At 65.5% G+C, this 16,341-nt stretch carries 13 protein-coding genes; 5 read left to right on the top strand and 8 right to left on the bottom strand.

Annotated features, from left to right (window positions below):
* The first annotated feature begins 306 nt into the window (after window positions 1-306).
* From ACPFL9_RS16450 to ACPFL9_RS16460, 3 genes are read left to right on the top strand one after another with little or no spacing between them, the layout of a single operon-like run.
* On the top strand, window positions 307-1,527 hold the full coding sequence (locus ACPFL9_RS16450; RefSeq protein WP_426003927.1) for an acetylxylan esterase: 1,221 nt from the start codon (window positions 307-309) through the stop codon (window positions 1,525-1,527).
* Entirely contained in the window at window positions 1,524-3,554 is a 2,031-nt protein-coding gene (locus ACPFL9_RS16455; RefSeq protein ID WP_426003928.1) for a DUF6807 family protein, read from the top strand. The genes ACPFL9_RS16450 and ACPFL9_RS16455 overlap by 4 nt, the downstream gene beginning before the upstream one ends.
* Entirely contained in the window at window positions 3,551-4,666 is a 1,116-nt protein-coding gene (locus ACPFL9_RS16460; protein WP_426003929.1) for a M24 family metallopeptidase, read from the top strand. Before ACPFL9_RS16455 ends, ACPFL9_RS16460 begins: the two co-directional genes overlap by 4 nt.
* Window positions 4,667-4,816: 150 nt before the next feature.
* On the opposite strand, the gene ACPFL9_RS16465 is transcribed toward ACPFL9_RS16460, so the two are convergent.
* From ACPFL9_RS16465 to ACPFL9_RS16485, 5 genes are read right to left on the bottom strand one after another with little or no spacing between them, the layout of a single operon-like run.
* Window positions 4,817-6,268 carry an aldehyde dehydrogenase (NADP(+)) gene (locus ACPFL9_RS16465; protein ID WP_426003930.1) on the bottom strand — a complete coding sequence of 484 codons (1,452 nt, stop codon included), beginning with the start codon at window positions 6,266-6,268 and terminating at the stop codon, window positions 4,817-4,819.
* Window positions 6,249-7,367: a mandelate racemase/muconate lactonizing enzyme family protein gene (locus ACPFL9_RS16470; RefSeq protein WP_426003931.1), complete on the bottom strand. Its 1,119-nt coding sequence runs from the start codon at window positions 7,365-7,367 to the stop codon at window positions 6,249-6,251. The genes ACPFL9_RS16465 and ACPFL9_RS16470 overlap by 20 nt, the downstream gene beginning before the upstream one ends.
* Window positions 7,367-8,272 (bottom strand): 5-dehydro-4-deoxyglucarate dehydratase, encoded by a 906-nt coding sequence (locus tag ACPFL9_RS16475; protein ID WP_426003932.1) that lies wholly within the window; start codon window positions 8,270-8,272, stop codon window positions 7,367-7,369. The genes ACPFL9_RS16470 and ACPFL9_RS16475 overlap by 1 nt, the downstream gene beginning before the upstream one ends.
* Entirely contained in the window at window positions 8,269-9,255 is a 987-nt protein-coding gene (locus ACPFL9_RS16480; protein ID WP_426003934.1) for an NAD-dependent epimerase/dehydratase family protein, read from the bottom strand. The genes ACPFL9_RS16475 and ACPFL9_RS16480 overlap by 4 nt, the downstream gene beginning before the upstream one ends.
* Window positions 9,256-9,284: 29 nt before the next feature.
* Entirely contained in the window at window positions 9,285-10,694 is a 1,410-nt protein-coding gene (locus ACPFL9_RS16485; RefSeq protein WP_426003935.1) for a Gfo/Idh/MocA family protein, read from the bottom strand.
* Between the two features lie 180 nt (window positions 10,695-10,874).
* On the opposite strand from ACPFL9_RS16485, the gene ACPFL9_RS16490 reads away from it, so the two are divergent.
* On the top strand, window positions 10,875-11,903 hold the full coding sequence (locus tag ACPFL9_RS16490; protein WP_426003936.1) for a LacI family DNA-binding transcriptional regulator: 1,029 nt from the start codon (window positions 10,875-10,877) through the stop codon (window positions 11,901-11,903).
* Window positions 11,904-11,958: 55 nt separating this feature from the next.
* On the opposite strand, the gene ACPFL9_RS16495 is transcribed toward ACPFL9_RS16490, so the two are convergent.
* Window positions 11,959-12,657, bottom strand: a complete 699-nt coding sequence (locus ACPFL9_RS16495) for a FadR/GntR family transcriptional regulator (protein WP_426003938.1) — start codon at window positions 12,655-12,657, stop codon at window positions 11,959-11,961.
* Between the two features lie 77 nt (window positions 12,658-12,734).
* Between ACPFL9_RS16495 and ACPFL9_RS16500 the strand changes: the two genes are divergently transcribed.
* Complete coding sequence (locus ACPFL9_RS16500) at window positions 12,735-14,066, top strand: alpha-hydroxy acid oxidase (RefSeq protein WP_426003940.1); 1,332 nt, start codon at window positions 12,735-12,737, stop codon at window positions 14,064-14,066.
* 77 nt (window positions 14,067-14,143) lie between these two features.
* Here ACPFL9_RS16500 and gdhA read toward each other — a convergent pair whose 3' ends face one another.
* Window positions 14,144-15,481 (bottom strand): NADP-specific glutamate dehydrogenase, encoded by a 1,338-nt coding sequence (gene gdhA, locus ACPFL9_RS16505; RefSeq protein WP_426003941.1) that lies wholly within the window; start codon window positions 15,479-15,481, stop codon window positions 14,144-14,146.
* A 203-nt stretch (window positions 15,482-15,684) separates the two neighbouring features.
* Window positions 15,685-16,233, bottom strand: coding sequence for an ArsR/SmtB family transcription factor (locus tag ACPFL9_RS16510; RefSeq protein WP_426003942.1), 549 nt, complete (start codon window positions 16,231-16,233; stop codon window positions 15,685-15,687).
* Between the last annotated feature and the right edge of the window lie 108 nt (window positions 16,234-16,341).

The following is a 16,341-nucleotide window of genomic DNA, read 5'->3' on the forward strand; positions in this document are numbered from 1 at the left end:
GGTGATGCTGTGCGGCCATGTGGTCTCCTTTGGTCATCGTGGCCTTCCACGGAATTCTTGCTGGGAAATGCTGCCGTCCGGGACCGCCGGGTACTCCGGCGCTACCACCTGATTCTCCAGGATCAGGGTCCCGGCGTTCAGCGGCTCCGTACCAAAGTAAACGTTTTCTTGACCCATGTACAGCCTTTTGCTAATTTTTGAGAAAGCGTTTTCTTAAGAACGCGCAACTGCAGATCGAGCCCACGCTGAAGAAGTCCGGCGTGCGGTCCTGCACACCCATCCGCCCCAGCAAAGCAGGACTCATTGTTGCCACAGACAGCCACGACGGCTGGCATCGCCGGGAGGCAGCGACGCCCCAGCGCGATTGCCGGCTACGAGGATTGGCCCGGCTACGCCGCCGACAACCCGTACAGGCCCGCTTCCAAAGACGCGAGGCTGCTCGCCGGCGCTCTCGGTGTTCCGGCCGTTACGCCCGGTACTGCAATCACGGTGGACTGGGAAGTCGAAGACAACAATGTGGTGACGTCCCGCCTTTCCTGGCAAACGGGTTTCGGTCCCGGGACGTCGGCCTGGCTCCTCCGGCCAACCAGCATCGCCGGGCCGCTCCCCGGCCTGCTGGCCCTGCACTGCCATGGCGGCATCAAGTCACACGGCGCAGAGCGCTTGGTCGGGATCCCTGCTGAGGCACCGAGGCACGACGGCGGTACAACCTCCCGGCCCGGGCTCGGTCCACTTCCTCCCGGCCTGCAGGCAAAACTCTACGGTGGGCGGCCCCTGGCTACCTGGTTGGCCCGGCAAGGATTTGCCGTACTGGCCCACGATGCCTTCATGTGGGGAAGCCGGAGATTCCACCTGGACCCCCTGCCCTACCGGACTGCCCACTGGCTGGATGGCCAGGAGGCACTGTGGCGGGAGGCCGGCGTCGTACCTTCTCCGGCGGAGAGGTACAACGCAGCAGCGGCAGCACACGAAGAAACCGTGGCGAAGGCCGCCACCCTGCTTGGCTCGACGATCGCCGGCACGGTGGCGCACGATGATCTCACTGCCTTGGGCGTCCTGGCTTCCCTGCCCGGAGTGGACGCGGGGCGTCTTGGTTGCATCGGGTTCTCCGGTGGCGGTGGCCGGGCCATGGTGCTCGCCGCGCTCAGCCCACAGATCCGCAGCTACGTGGTGGCGTGCATGATGACCACCTTCGAATCGCTCCTTCCCGCATACGTGGACGCCCATTCGTGGCTGCTTCACTCGTCCGGACTCCCCCGCCTGGGCGGGTTGCCGGACCTCGCGGCGCGGTCCACGGCCGATGCCTTCCTGCTGCAGTACGGCCTGCTTGATGAGCTGTTCCCCGAAGACGGAATGCGCGACGCCGATGCGCGCCTTCTGGCCGCAGCGCCGGGCCGGTACAGCGGCAGCTTCTGGAACGAAGGGCACGTTTTCACGCCGGCCATGCAGGAAGAAGCGGCGGCCTTTCTCGCCTCGCATCTCATGGCAGAACAACCCTCAACAGCTTCAGCTAGGACCGCCTCATGACCCATCTTGCAACAACGCAAACACTGACCGCAGCCGAACGCTCGGCCCTTCCCACGGTGGCTCTGGTTGGCGTGCATGGCTTCGGGGAACGCCATCTGGAGAACCTCCGACGCCTGGGCACGGCAGGAAAGCTGCACCTCGTGGCCGTAGCGGATCCCGTACCGCCGGCAGAGGGCCAACTCCCGGCAGATGTTGCCGTATTTGGTTCCCTCGACGATCTGTTGGCAGCCGGAGAGACCCCGGACGTGGTCATCATCTCCACGCCGATCCAGACGCACGCACCGCTGGCCCTCGCAGCACTTGCCGCCGGGGCCAACGTGTACCTGGAGAAACCGCCGGTAGCCTCCATGGCGCAGTACGAGGACGTCCTGGCCGCGGCGACACAAGCCGGCAAGCTGGTGCAGCTCGGATTCCAGAGCCTGGGTTCACACGCCATCCCGGCGATCCAGGACATCGTGGATTCCGGCGGGATCGGCGAGGTCCGCGGGATCAGTGCAACAGGACAGTGGCTTCGCACGCGGGGGTACTTCACACGATCCCGATGGGCCGGAAAACGGAGCCTGAACGGGACGGACGTGGTTGACGGCGTCGCAACCAATGCCTTGGCCCACGCCGTCGCAACCGGCCTGTGCCTTGCGGGCGCCAGGACCGTGGCCGATGTGGAGCAGGTGGACACGGACCTTTACCGTGCCAACAGCACCGAAAGCGACGACACCTCGGTGGTCCGGGTGCGTACAACCAATGGAACGGTCCTGACGTGTGCCCTGACGCTGTGCGCCCCCGTGCAGACTGCCCCGCTTGTCACGGTCTACGGCACCTTGGGCCAGGTCACTTTCTCCTACACCGAAGACCGTTTGGACATCACCACCCCAGCGGGCACCAGGAGCGAAAGTTTCGCCAGGACAGATCTTCTGGAGAATCTCCTCACCGCGCAGTCCAAAGAGGATCTCCTGAGCCCGCTCTGCAGCGCGGGCGCCTACGTTTCGGTGCTCGAGGCGATCCGCACGGCCGAGGACCCTAAGCCCATCGGCGCCGGCCACGTGAGCTGGGTGGGCGAAGGGGACCAGGCACACGCGGTGGTGCACGGCATCGAATCGTGGATCCAACGGGCAGCCCTGGGCCAGGCCACATTCCAGGAACTGGGAGCACCGTGGACTTCCGGTCCGGAAACCCCGGTCATGGGCCTGGGCGGAACCACGGTCGCCACTGTCCGGGATGGATCCGAGATCAGGCCCACATCATCCCCACGACCCTACCTGCACCCCATCCGCACCTTGGCCGGAACCGTGGTCACCGATCACGTTCCCGAGGACCACGTATGGCACTTGGGCGCCGGCGTCGCGTTGCAGGACGTTGATGGCATCAACTTCTGGGGTGGCCGCACCTACACCCGCGACGCCGGGGCCTACGTCTGGCGCAAGGACCACGGACGCATCGTGACGGAAGCCGCCGAACACCTGGCCGGGAGAAGGGTGGAACAGCTCGGCTGGATCGGTCCGGACGGCACCCGGATACTCAGCGAACAGCGCGAGTGGCGGTGGTCCGCCGTCGGGCATTCCGCGTGGACGCTGACCTTGGACTTCAGCCTCGAACCGGCCGTAAACCGGACGGTGCTGCTCGGCAGCCCCGGTTCGAACGGCAGGCCGCAGGGCGGCTACGGCGGCTTCTTCTGGCGGCTGCCGAAGGTCGCCGACGCCACCATCTGGACCGTAGACGCCCGCGGTGAGGACGCCGTGCATGGGAGCGTCGCGCCGTGGCTGGCATGGTCGGGAACGTTCGACGCCGGCAGTGGGCACCTTGGCCACCCCGCAACGCTCGTTTTCCTTGCTGCGCCGCAGGCCCCTGACCCATGGTTCGTGCGGCATTCGGGCTATCCGGGGGTCGGACTGGCCCTGGCATGGGACAAACCGGTCCAGGCCGAACCCGGCAATCCCATCCGCCGCACGGTCACCGTCCTCATCGCTGACGGCTTCCTGGCAACACAAGACATAGAACAGCTCATCACTCACATGGGGGAATCGGCATGACCGCTCCAGCTCAGTCCACAACCGTGTCCGGCGCCGCACCGCGGACCGCGCCCGGCAACGCCGCCGACCGCGAGGTAAAACGCCGGCGGGTGCTGGACATCCTCGATGCCGCAGGACGTGATTCGCTGCTGCTGACCACGCACACGGCGCTCACCTGGTACCTTGATGGCAGCCGCGTCCACATCAGCCTGGCAGGCGATCCCATTGCGGCTTTGCTCGTGGACCGGGAAGGCGACCACCTTGTGACCTTCAACAATGAGGCCGGCCGGATTGCCGCCGAGGAACTGCCCCAAGGAGTCAGCCTCCACACGGTTCCCTGGCACGGTCCTTTGCACGCCACTGCGGCAGCCTTGGCAGGCGACGGCAACCCCCTGTTCGAATCCGCGGTGACAGCCGAACTCCGTGCAGCCCGGCAGCAACTGCTCCCTGCGGAGGCAGCCCGGTACGCGCAGCTGTCCGCAGATGCAGCTGCGGCCATGACGGATGTCCTTTATGGGGCAACACCGGAGACCACCGAGTTTGAGCTGGTTGCCGGGCTTGCTGCCCGGATCGTGTCGGTCGGGGCCGAGCCCCTGGTCCTGCTCTGCAACGGCTCAGGGCGCAGCGACTTCCGCCACCCGTTGGCAACGCATGCTCCCCTTGGCCGCCGGGCCATGGCCGTGGTCTGCGCCCGGCGCGACGGCCTGGTTGCCAACGTGACCCGTTGGGTGGCGTTCGACGCCGGCACCCGCCAGGAACTGGACGCTGAGGCCCGCATCGCTGCAGTGGAGGCGGACATCTTCCGGGCCACTGTGCCGGGTGCACGGCTCAACGATGTCTTCGCAGAGATCCAGACAGCCTACGAACGGCACGGCTTCGGCGCCGACCAATGGAAGCAGCACCACCAGGGCGGCCCTGCGGGTTATGCGGGACGGGATCCCCGGGTCACCGCCGACGTGACAGACACGATCGTCCTCAACCAACCCTTCACATGGAACCCCTCCGGGCCGGGCGTGAAGATCGAGGACACTGTGCTGCTCACGGAGGGCGGCATTCAGGTCCTCAGCCTTGACGATCGGTGGCCTGCAGCGGAAGTGGACGGCCGCCGTCGTCCTCTGACGCTGCGTCCGTAGCCCTCATCCCGAACAAACGAAAGGGGCGGGTCACCTTCACGGTGACCCGCCCCTTTCGCGTCCCCCCACCCAAGTAGGTCGCAGTTAAGCGCGTTTTGACGGCTCAAAACGCGCTTAACTGCGACCCAGTTGGGTAGCCGCCGGTGTGGGTCAGGGGAGGGTTAGCGTGCCGTCGACGCGGCGTGGGATACCCAGCGGGTTGGCTTCCTGCAGTGCCGGGTGCAGGATGCTTTCAGGCGCGTCCTGGTACGCCACGGGGCGTTGGAACCTGCGGACCGCCGTCGCTCCCACCGATGTGAAAAGCGAGGTCGTGGCCGGGTACGGACCGCCGTGCTGCTGGGCCCAGTTCACTGCGACGCCGGTCGGCCAGCCGGCGAACAGCACGCGTCCGGCCAGGCCGCTGAGCTGCTCAACAAGCGCCCCGATGTCCTCGCCGGGCTGGGCATGGATGGTCGCAGTCAGGCTTCCCGGGACCTTCGCAAGGGCCTGGGACAACTCAGCTTGGTCGGCGTACTCAATGAGCAGCGTCGTCGGGCCGAAGCACTCCTCCAAGAGCTCTTCAGGCCGCTCCAGCACGTTGGCCGCAGTGGTGGAAAAGACCACCGGCGCTGCGCCATCGGCCAAGGCGTCCTGGTCCGACGTGCCGCTGACCACGGTGACACCGGGCTGGCCGGCAACGTTGCGGAGCCCATGGGGGTAGGCCTCGGCGATGCGTTCGGTGAGCATGGCAGCCGCTGGCTTGTCCTTGCCCGCCTCGGCCAGGTCCACAGCGAAGTCCGTCCCGGCGGGGATGAAGATGAGGCCGGGCTTGGTGCAGAACTGTCCCGCGCCCATGGTGAAAGAAGCTGCGAGCCCCGCGGCGAGTTCCCGTCCACGTTCCGCCAGGGCCGCAGCCGTGATGACCACGGGGTTCAGGCTGCCAAGCTCGCCGTAGAACGGGATGGGCTCGGGCCGTGAGACCGCAAGATCGAACAGGGCGCGTCCGCCGGGAATGGAACCGGTGAAGCCTACCGCCTTGATGGCCGGGTCCTGGACCAGCGCCGTACCTGCCTCGCGACCGCTCACCAAAGCAAAAATGCCCTCCGGGGCGCCCGCCTCGGCCAAGGCCTCGCTGACGATTTCCGCCGTTCGCTCGGACAGACGAAGGTGCCCCGAATGGGCCTTGACGATTACCGGGCATCCGACAGCGAGCGCGGAGGCGGTATCGCCGCCGGCCACCGAGAACGCGAACGGAAAGTTCGACGCCGAGAACACAGCTACGGGGCCAACGGGCCTGAGGATGCGGCGCAGGTCGGGCTTGGGCGGGGTGGCTTGGGGATCGGCGTGGTCGATCACGGCTTCGAGGTACGAACCTTCGGTGATGACGCGCGCGAACAAACGCAGCTGGCCGCTGGTCCGTGCAACTTCGCCGGTGAGCCTGACCGTCCCCAGGTTGGTCTCGGAGTCTGCAATGGCAACGAGCTCCGTCACGTTGGCGTCCAAGCCGTCCGCGACGGCGGTCAGCCAGGCTGCGCGATCGGCGTCGGACGCTGCTGCGGTGACTTTGGCGGCGGCCGCCGCGGCAGCAGTTACTGCCGTCAGGTCAAGAGTTGCTGTACTCAATGTGGTGTCCTTCGGTCGTGGGTGCCGGACGGCCGGCAGAGAATTCGAAGCCCAGGCCCGGGCGTCCGGTACTGCTGAGGCGGCTGTTGCGGATCCTGATCGGTGATGGGCCGTCAAGAATGCCGAGTGCCTGGAAGGAGGCGTCCTCCACGTCTTCCACGCTGACGGCCTCGGCCAAGGTCAGAGCCAGCTGCCCGGACAGCTCGGGAAGGAGGTGCGGAGCGACCCTGATGCTGTTGGCCCTGGCCAGCTCAACAATCCGCCGGAACGGGGTAATGCCGCCGACCCGGACGATGTTGGGCTGGATGATGTCCACGGCTTCTGCCTCGATGAAGTCGCGGAACCGGTAGATGGTGTGGACGTTCTCCCCCAATGCAATGGGCACCGGTGAGTGCTTGCGGAGCCTCCGGTAGGCCCATAGATCGTCCGCACGGATCGGTTCTTCCAGCCACTCCAGCCCGTAGCCGGACAGGACGTCCAGTGCACGGAAAGTATGTGCAAGGTCCCAGCGCTGGTTGGCGTCGATCATGAGCAGCCTGTCCGGTCCAATGACCTCGCGGACGGCGGCCACGCGTTCGGCGTCCTCGCGGAGTTCCGGCTTGCCCACCTTGATCTTCACAGCCCGGTGTCCTGCCGCAACCCACCGCCGGGCTTGCTCCACGAGTTCGTCCAAGGAGTAATGAAGGTTCACGCCGGAACCGTAGACTTCAACGGATTCCTGCCGCTGCCCCAGGAGCCCTGTGACGGACGTGCCGGCCTGTCGGGCTTTGAGGTCCCATAAGGCCAGGTCCACGCCGGCCATCGCGATGGTGGTCAGCCCTCCCCCGCCGGCCTCATGCAGGCGCTTCCACAATTCGTCCCACACGATCTCCGGGTTGGCTTCGAGTCCGGCAATGAAAGGGGCGATGTCGTGGTCCAGGAGGGCCTGTACCGCCTGGGGGCCAATGGTAGGCGTCCAGGAGAAACCGTGGCCGGTACCGCCGTCGTCGGTAGTCAGTTCGGTGACAATCACGTGGTTCTCCGGCGCCTCCACACCCCAACTGCGTAGCAGCGGGACCGTGATGAGGCGCGTGGAGAGCCCGGTGATTCGGCTGGTCATCAGTTGCCGGCCAGCTCGTGGCCCTTGGCGAGGATTGCCTTGAGCTCCAGCAGCTGTTCCTCGGTGGGGTCCACCAGCGGCGGACGCACGGAGCCAACGGGCAGTCCCGACAGCCGCAGACCCGCCTTGATGAGCGAGACGCCGAAGCCGGGTGTTTGGTCGCGGAGCCTGACCAGCGGTCCGTAGAAACCCTCAAGCAGGGCGTTGCGGCGTTCCTCATCACCGGAAACGTAGGCGTCGTAGTAGGCCTTCGCGATCTCGGGAGCCATGGCGAACGCTGCCGAGGAGTACAGCGGGATGCCCAGGCCACGGTAGGCGCCCTGCGTCAGTTCGGCGGTCAGGAGGCCGTTGAACAGTGCGAAATCCGTGCGTCCGCTTGCGTTGATGGCGGAGACGATTTCCTGGGCAAGGCCGACGTCGCCGATTCCGTCCTTGAAGCCCACCACCTTGGGGTTGGCCGTCAGGCGGGTCATGGCAGCGGCCGTGAACTTGGCCGTGCCGCGGTGGTACACGATCACGGGCAGGCTGCTGGCTGCGGCGACGGCTTCAACATAGGCGACTACGCCGTCGGTGGGCCCGGTGACGAGATACGGAGGAAGGACCAGAAGGGCATCGGCGCCCGCTTCCTCGGCAACCTTGGCGGCGGCAAGCGCGTGGCCCAAGGGGCCACCGGCGCCGGCAACGACCGGGACGGCACCTGCAACGACCTCGACGGCGGCAGTCACCACGGTGCGGATCTCGTCGAGGGACAGGGCGTGGAACTCACCCGTTCCACAGGCCGGGAACACCCCGCCCGGACCGAACGGCAGGCGCGATGCGATGTGCTCCTTCAGGAGGGCGACATCCACGGAGCCGTCCTCGGCGAAGGGTGTGACGGGGAAGAAAAGTACGCCGTCGAAATTCATGCTGTCTCCTTGCTGGTTGCTCCCGCAGGCACCAGGCCGCGGTGGGTCTCGTCATTGAGTAATGCTGTGTCTTCGCCCTCATAGGCCGGGGTAAGCTCGGTGCGCCAACTGCGCTTCGGTTCCCAGCCCAGGAGTTCGCGCGCCTTGTCCACGGAGAAGGCAGGGCTGGTGCCCGTGAGGTGTTCCGTCAGAGGACCGCTGCCCGGCAGGAACCGCGGGAACAATTCGGCCAGCGGTGCGGTAGCCAAGGCGTCCTTGGCGCCGACGAAAAAGGTCTGCCCGTTGGGAATGGTGTCCATCTTGGCCAGGAGCACGTCCAGGAATTCCGCAACGTCCCGGGCATCCACGTAGTTGAACAACGCCGGGGCGGACAGCGCGGGATCGTCCAGGCGTTCGCGGACCGTGTGGCCCTGCTGGGTCGGCGCACCCTCCCATTCCTCGGGCGAGATCACGTAGCAGGGACGGAAGGCCGCGTACCGGATCCTGTCCCCTTGCGCGGCGGCAAACATTTGGACCGTCTGCTCCGCGATGAGCTTGGACAGTGCGTAGGCGTTCCACGGCTTGGGCGGCGTCTGCTCGTCCAAAGGGAACGACGGCGGCAGCCAACCTGCCGGTGAGCCGTAACCGAGGGCGGTGGGGCTGCTTGCCGTCACGATCTTCGGGACCCCGGCGTCGGTGGCAGCACTGATCACCGCATAGGCGAGCCGTGTGTTCGTGCTGAAGATGACATCCTCCGGCGCGCTGAAGGGTACCGCGATAGCAGCGAGGTGGATGACGGCGTCGGGGGTTGTTTCCTGGATCAGCCGCGCCGCCTCGCCCGGCGCCAGCAGGTCTGCGGTCCGCTGTGTGGCGCCGGCCGGCAGCTGGTCTGCGGGGATGGCGTCGCGGTCCACGGAGATCACTCCGTGTCCTGCGGCGGCCAGGCCGGCCACCACACTGCGGCCGAGCCGTCCGGACCCGCCGGTGACAAAAATCGTGCTCATATGATGTTCCTTCGTCTACGGGACTGCGGCTATGCCTGGCCGCGGCCGCGGTCGACGCCGAGTCCCAGTCCGCTGATGCGGACCGGCACGTCTGATTCCAGGGACTGGTTTCCGGCGATGCCCACCGAGACGGAACGGAGCCCGTCGATGTAGCCGGAGGGACGGCCCAGTGGGTCGACACCGGGGCCATTGAAGAGGTCCGAAAGCAGCAGGTTGTCGCCGCCGCCGTGTCCACCCTCCCCGTTGATGATCGGTACCTCGTAGGCTGCTTCCCAGTGGCGCTGCACCACGAGCCGCTCACCGTTGCGGCGCACGGCGTCTTCTTCCTCGATGGGAGTGGCGCTGGGGTCAACGACCGTCTTCTTGTCCGTACTGAATTCGACGGCGGCGCGCTCCACCACCTCGAGTTCGGCGCGGCCCTCCGTTCCGTTCACGGTGACGCGGTAGCCCTCCCACGGGCTGTGGGCGTTCAGCGAGTAGCTCAGCGTGGGGCCACCCTGGTAATCCACCACGAGGGCCAGATTGTCTTCAATGGTGATTCCCTCGGTGAAGACGTCCTGGTCACGGCGGTATCCGTCGAACTTCTCGTTGTCGTAGTACAAGGCTTTCAAGCGTTCGTCGTCGCGCAGGTCCAAGCGGAACGGATCCCGTTCCAGGCCGTCCACGGTGCCGCGCTCAGGGCGTGCGCCCAGGCCGCGTTCGCTGGCGTTCTTGTCGCCGTAGAACCGTAACCCGCCCGAGGCGAAAACGCGCTCCGGAACGTCGTTGATCCACCAGTTGACCAGGTCGAAGTGATGGGACGCCTTGTGGATGAGCAGGCCGCCTGAGTTTTTCTTGTCGCGGTGCCAGCGGCGGAAGTAGTCGGCTCCATGGACCGTATCCAGCACCCAACTGAAGTCGATGGAGGTCACCTTGCCGATCACACCGTTCTGGATGACCTCCTTGAGGGCCGAGTTACGCGGCGAATAGCGGTAGTTGAACGTGACCACCACGTTGCGGCCGGTTTCGGCCACGGCTGCGGTGATGCGGCGGCAACCTTCAACGTCGATGGTCAGCGGCTTTTCAACCACGACGTCGGCACCGGCCTCGAGCGCTTCAACGATGTAGTCCGCATGCGTGTAGTCAGGAGTGGTCACGATGACCCGCTCGATGCCGTTGTCCTGGATGAACTCTGTCAGCTTGGCCGGCTCAAAGGTGGCCACAGGGCCCGGTGCGCCGAGTTCCTGGATGAGTCCCTGGTAGAACTCCACACGGCCCGGATTGACGTCGGACAAGGCGATGAGTTCGGCGACGTCGGCGTGCTGGCCGAAGATGGCCCGGATGTACATTTCCGAACGTCCGCCGGTGCCGATAAGCGCAATCCTTGTTCGCTGGCCGGCGGTCCCAGGGGTGGCTGTGGTGGCGGTTGGGTGGGTCTCGGCGGTGTCGACGTTGACCATGGAGGATGCCCCTTTCCAAAGGCAGGAGTGAACCGCTTGACGGCCCGGCTTGTTCTGGGAAGAATCATGAGAAAGCGTTTTCTCAGAGCGTTATAAGCTTTGTATCAAGACTCTGGCGGTCGCGTCAACCATCACCCCAAGGGCGGGGCAGCACGGGACAAGCCAATTGGAAGGGGCAGGATGGCACGCAGGAATACCAACAGGCGCGTTGGCATCGCCGACGTCGCGGAGAAGGCGGGCGTGTCGCACGCCACCGTGTCGCGCGTCATGAACGGCAACGCCGCGGTGGACCCCGGCATTGCCGAGCGCGTGCGGGCAGCTGCCGCCGAGTTGAAGTACCAGCCCAATCCTGTGGGCCGCAGTTTGGCGCTGGGCAAGACGGACACCATCGGCATTGTGGTGCCGGACCTGGCCAATCCCACCTTCCAGGCCATTCTGCGCGGCTTGAGCATCGCTGCCGCGCAGGACGGCTACCGCGTACTGATCGCAGACTCCTCCGAAGTGACAAGCGAAGAAGCGATCCTGGCGGGAGAGGCCCGGCGGCGCTGTGACGGCGTGGTGCTCTGCGCACCCCGCATGCCCGATGCCGAACTTGAAGAACTGGCACCCACGCTCCACCCGCTGGTCCTGATCAACCGGACCACCATCAACACCACCACCCCGAGCCTGAGCGTCGATTATGGGCAAGGCATCCAGGAACTCGCCCAACACCTGGTATCCCTGGGCCACCAACGGCTGGCATACCTGTCAGGCCCGGAACACAGCGCCTCCAACCGCCAGCGGCTGGTGGGGCTGGCGCAGTTCCGCACGGACCATCCGGACATTGAGCTCCAGATGCTGCATGGCGGCTCGAACTTCGATTCAGGCCACGACTCCACGGAAGCCATCATCGCCAGCGGCGCCACAGGCATCCTGGCATTCAACGACCTGGTGGCCATGGGCCTCCTCAGCGGCCTGCATGAGCGTGGCATCAGGGTGCCGGAGGACATCTCCGTCACGGGCTTTGACGATATCCCGTTCGCCAAATACACCACTCCCCCGCTCACCACGGCAGCGGTCCCCATCAACGAGCTCGGCAGCCTGGCTTGGCGCAGGATGCGGGAACAGATCCAGCAGGGCGGCGAAACTCCCGCCCTCCAGCAGGATGAGTTCGCTCCCCGGATGGAAATCCGCAAGAGCACTGCCGCCCCGGCATTGAAGTCAGTTTGAACCCAGCGAGTTGGCACTTAATGGCAATGCCCACGTGGAACATTGTCATCAAGTGTCATCTCGGCGAGGGATTGGCATCCACTCCGGCCTCCGTGTAGAAGCCCCGGATGTGGGCGGCCACAAGCTCCGCTGCCTTGCTGCCATCGTTTGCGTTGACGGCAGCGAGGATGGCGCGGTGCTCAGCCCGAAGCCTTCCTGACGTGGCGCTCCAGTCCGGCAGGTTGCCCGTGAGTTCCCCGGCATAGTTCTCAATGGCCCCGCGCAGGGAGGCCATCATGGCACTGACCACCGCATTGCCTGCCGCCCGGGCCAGGGCCACATGGAACCGCGCATCGAGGGCCAGGAACGACTCAATGTCCGAAGCCTCCTCCATCTGCGCCAGCATGTCCGCAGCCTCGTCCAGCGCGGGCCCGCCGGCCTGCGCACGTTCGGCAGCCCACGATTCCAGGAGGACGCGGGTTTCCACGATGTCTGCGACCGGGAAGTGCCTGGTGGCCACGTGCAGTCGGAGCGTGGACCCCAGGGCCGACCCCGGTTCGGCAATAACGATGGTGCCTGCGTCCTTTCCCGAGCCCACCCCAGCCCGGACCACACCCATCGCCTCAAGGATCCGGACGGCCTCGCGGACCGAGGTCCGGGAAACCTGCAACTGTTCGGCCATGGTCCTTTCGCCGGGCAAGCGCCCTCCGAGGGCCAGTTCGCCGCTGGACAGCTGCTTCTCGATCCATTCGAGGACAAGTTCGTGCGTACGCATACCGAAATAGTAGTTGATGTGGTCAGACCACATGTCCTACAGTGTGGTTAGACCACACGAATTCAAGGGAGAACCGCATGACCGACACCCTCGATCCCAAAATCACCGCAGCCCCCGCCGACGCCGGCAGCGACCAGAACGTCAGCCGCGCGCCGCAGCCGGGTCCCGCCGTCGTACAGCCTCCGGCCCTGAAGCGGCGCGTACCCAAAGTCTCTGACCTGGCGCCCTTGATGCAGTTCAAGAAGCCCGAATTCAGCAAGACTGCGCGGCTCAAGCGGGCGAGCACCATCTGGGACCTGCGGGATATGGCAAAGCGCAGGACCCCGCAAGCGCCCTTCGACTACACTGACGGTGCAGCGGAAGAGGAAATCACCCTGCGCCGGGCACGCCAGGCTTTCCAGGACATCGAATTCCGGCCGGGAATCCTGCGCAACGTTTCCAGGATCGACCTCCGCACGGAGATCCTCGGTCAGGAATCCAAACTCCCGTTCGGCATCGCACCCACCGGGTTCACGCGCATGATGCAGTCCGAAGGTGAGTACGCAGGCTCGCAGGCCGCCGAGGCTGCCGGCATTCCCTACACCCTGTCCACCATGGGCACGGCCTCGATCGAAGACGTCGCCGCGGCGGCACCGAATGGCCGCAATTGGTTCCAGCTCTACCTGTGGACGGACCGGGACCGCTCCCTGGAATTGATCGAGCGGGCCGCTAAAGCGGGCAACGACACCTTGATGGTCACCGTGGATACGGCAGTGGCCGGTGCCCGCCTGCGCGATGTCCGCAACGGCATGACCATCCCGCCGGCGCTGACGCTGAAGACCGTGCTGGATGCGTCCTACCGGCCGGCCTGGTGGTTCAACTTCCTGACCCACGAACCCCTGACCTTTGCTTCGCTGTCGCGTTACACGGGCACCGTGGCCGACCTGATCAACTCCATGTTCGACCCCACCCTGACCTATGAAGACCTCGACTGGCTGCGCGAAACCTGGAAGGGCAAGCTCGTGGTCAAGGGCATCCAGACCGTCGAGGATGCGCGGAAGGTGGTGGACCACGGCGCGGACGGGATCGTGCTGTCCAACCACGGTGGCCGTCAGTTGGACCGCGCCCCCATTCCGTTCCACCTGCTGCCCGAGGTCTCGGCTGCGCTGAAGGCGGACAACAGCAAGGCCGCGGTCATGCTGGACACAGGCATCATGAGCGGCGCCGATATCGTGGCAGCCCTGGCCTTGGGCGCGGACTTCGCCCTGATCGGCCGGGCCTATCTTTACGGGCTCATGGCCGGCGGGCGTGAGGGTGTGGACCGGACCATCCAGATCCTCGAAAAAGACATGACGCGGACCATGGCACTGCTCGGAGTCAGCAAGGTAGCGGACCTTACCCCGGATCACGTCCGCCTGCTCCAGCGCTAGCCCAACCAGGTCGCAGTTAAGCGCGTTTAGACGGCTCTAAACGCGCTTAACTGCGACTCAGTTGGGTGCCAGGAGCGTTAGATGAGGCCCTGCGCCAGCATCGCGTCGGCAACCTTCACGAAGCCACCGATGTTGGCACCCACCACGTAGTTGCCAGGGGCACCATATTCTTCGGCCGTCTCTGCGCAACGGTCGTGGATGCCCACCATGATCTCGGTGAGCCGCTGCTCAGTGTGTTCAAAGGTCCAGGAATCACGGCTGGCGTTCTGCTGCATCTCCAACGCGGAGGTCGCAACGCCGCCCGCGTTGGCGGCTTTGCCCGGCCCGAACAGGATGCCTGCGTCCTGGAAGATCGACACGGCCTTCTGTGTCGAAGGCATGTTCGCGCCTTCGGCCACGGCGATCAGCCCGTTGCTGACCAGCTTGGCGGCAGCATCGCCGTCGAGCTCGTTCTGCGTCGCGCAAGGGAGCGCAACGGTGCCGTTGACGTCCCAGACGGAACCACCGGCGACGTAGCTGGACCCCTGGCGTCGGGCGGCGTACTCGGTCAGGCGGGCGCGCTCAACTTCCTTGACCTGACTCAAGAGCCCGACGTCGATCCCCGCCTCGTCCACGATGTAGCCGGCCGAGTCGGAGCAGGCCACCACGGTTGCCCCGAGCGACTGTGCCTTGGCGATGGCGTGGATGGCCACGTTGCCGGAGCCGGAAACCACCACGCGCTGGCCATCGAAAGACGTCCCACGGGTCTTGAGCATTTCCTGGGCGAAGATCACTGTGCCGTAGCCGGTTGCCTCGGGCCGGACCAGCGAACCGCCCCAGGAAATTCCCTTGCCCGTGAGGACACCGGATTCGTACCGGTTGGTGATGCGCTTGTACTGGCCGAACAAGTAGCCGATCTCGCGGCCGCCCACCCCGATGTCACCGGCAGGAACGTCGGTGTATTCGCCGATGTGACGGTACAGCTCAGTCATGAACGACTGGCAGAACCGCATGATTTCCGCGTCCGAACGGCTACGGGGATCGAAGTCGGAACCACCCTTGCCCCCGCCGATCGGCATGCCGGTCAAAGCGTTCTTGAAGATCTGCTCAAAGCCGAGGAACTTGACGATGCCCAGGTAGACGGACGGGTGGAACCGCAGCCCGCCCTTGTACGGCCCGAGCGCGGAATTGAACTCCACACGGAAACCGCGGTTGACGTGGACACGTCCGGCGTCGTCGGTCCACGGGACGCGGAAGATGATCTGGCGCTCCGGCTCGCACAGGCGCTCCAGGACCGCGCCCTCCAGGAACTCGGGATGGCGGTCATGGACCGGCCCCAGGCTTTCGAAGACCTCGGTGACGGCCTGGTGGAATTCCTTTTCGCCCGGGTTCCGCGCCAATACGGTGTCCCGGACGGCTTCCAGCCTCGAATCCATGACTTTTCCTATCCACTAGTGCGCCGACCCGCGGCGAGACGATCCAGTCCCGCTCATGGTTGCACCAACGAAGGTAGGATCTCCATCCGATGGCTTTGTGACCCCGGCCCGGGGAGTTAACACAACTGTCCAAGAACCCCGGAAACACAAGGAAACAGGAAGTTAACAAAACCTCACAATGTGGTGAGGATCACGTTAGATCGCTATCGCTTCCGTCCAAACTTGGGGAGGTTGGGAAGGTTGGCCAGCAGGTCCGCGGCCTTGGTGGCTGCCCGGCCTACCGTGCGTCCGATCTGCTGCGGCACAGTGTCGTCCGACTGCAGTTCCACGGAAACGGGGGTCTCACCGGCCTGCGCTACGACAGCCTGGCTCAACGCTTCCGGACGAACGTCGGCAGCTTGGGCCGACGGTTGGTTCGCAAGCGCCGGAGCTGCCGGCTGCACATCGGAAGCAGCCCCTGCAACAGGCGCGACGGCGGCGGGAGGCTTGGGTCCGACGTCGAACGTTTCCAGCCAGGAGGCGACGCCGGCAAGGGGCTTGGGATTCAACGCGTAGTAGCGCTTCTGGCCCTGGGCCCGCATGCTCACGAGGTCGGCCTCGCGAAGCACTTTGAGGTGCTTGGAGATCGTGGGCTGGCTGGCCTCCAGTTCCGCCACCAGTTCGCCTACTGCTTTGTCCCCAGAGCGGAGGGAGACCAGGATCTCGCGCCTGGTTGCCTCAGCAATGACGGCAAATACGTCGTCAGTCACCATGCCTCCCACCCTAGCGACATATACGCCAAAAGGCATCACTGTTTCCGTCGGCGACGAAGCAAAGGATCGTTGACCACTCCCCCGGCCGGTGCTACAACGAAAACACGG

The organism is Paenarthrobacter sp. NyZ202, from assembly GCF_049860755.1.
Taxonomy (GTDB): Bacteria; Actinomycetota; Actinomycetes; order Actinomycetales; family Micrococcaceae; genus Arthrobacter.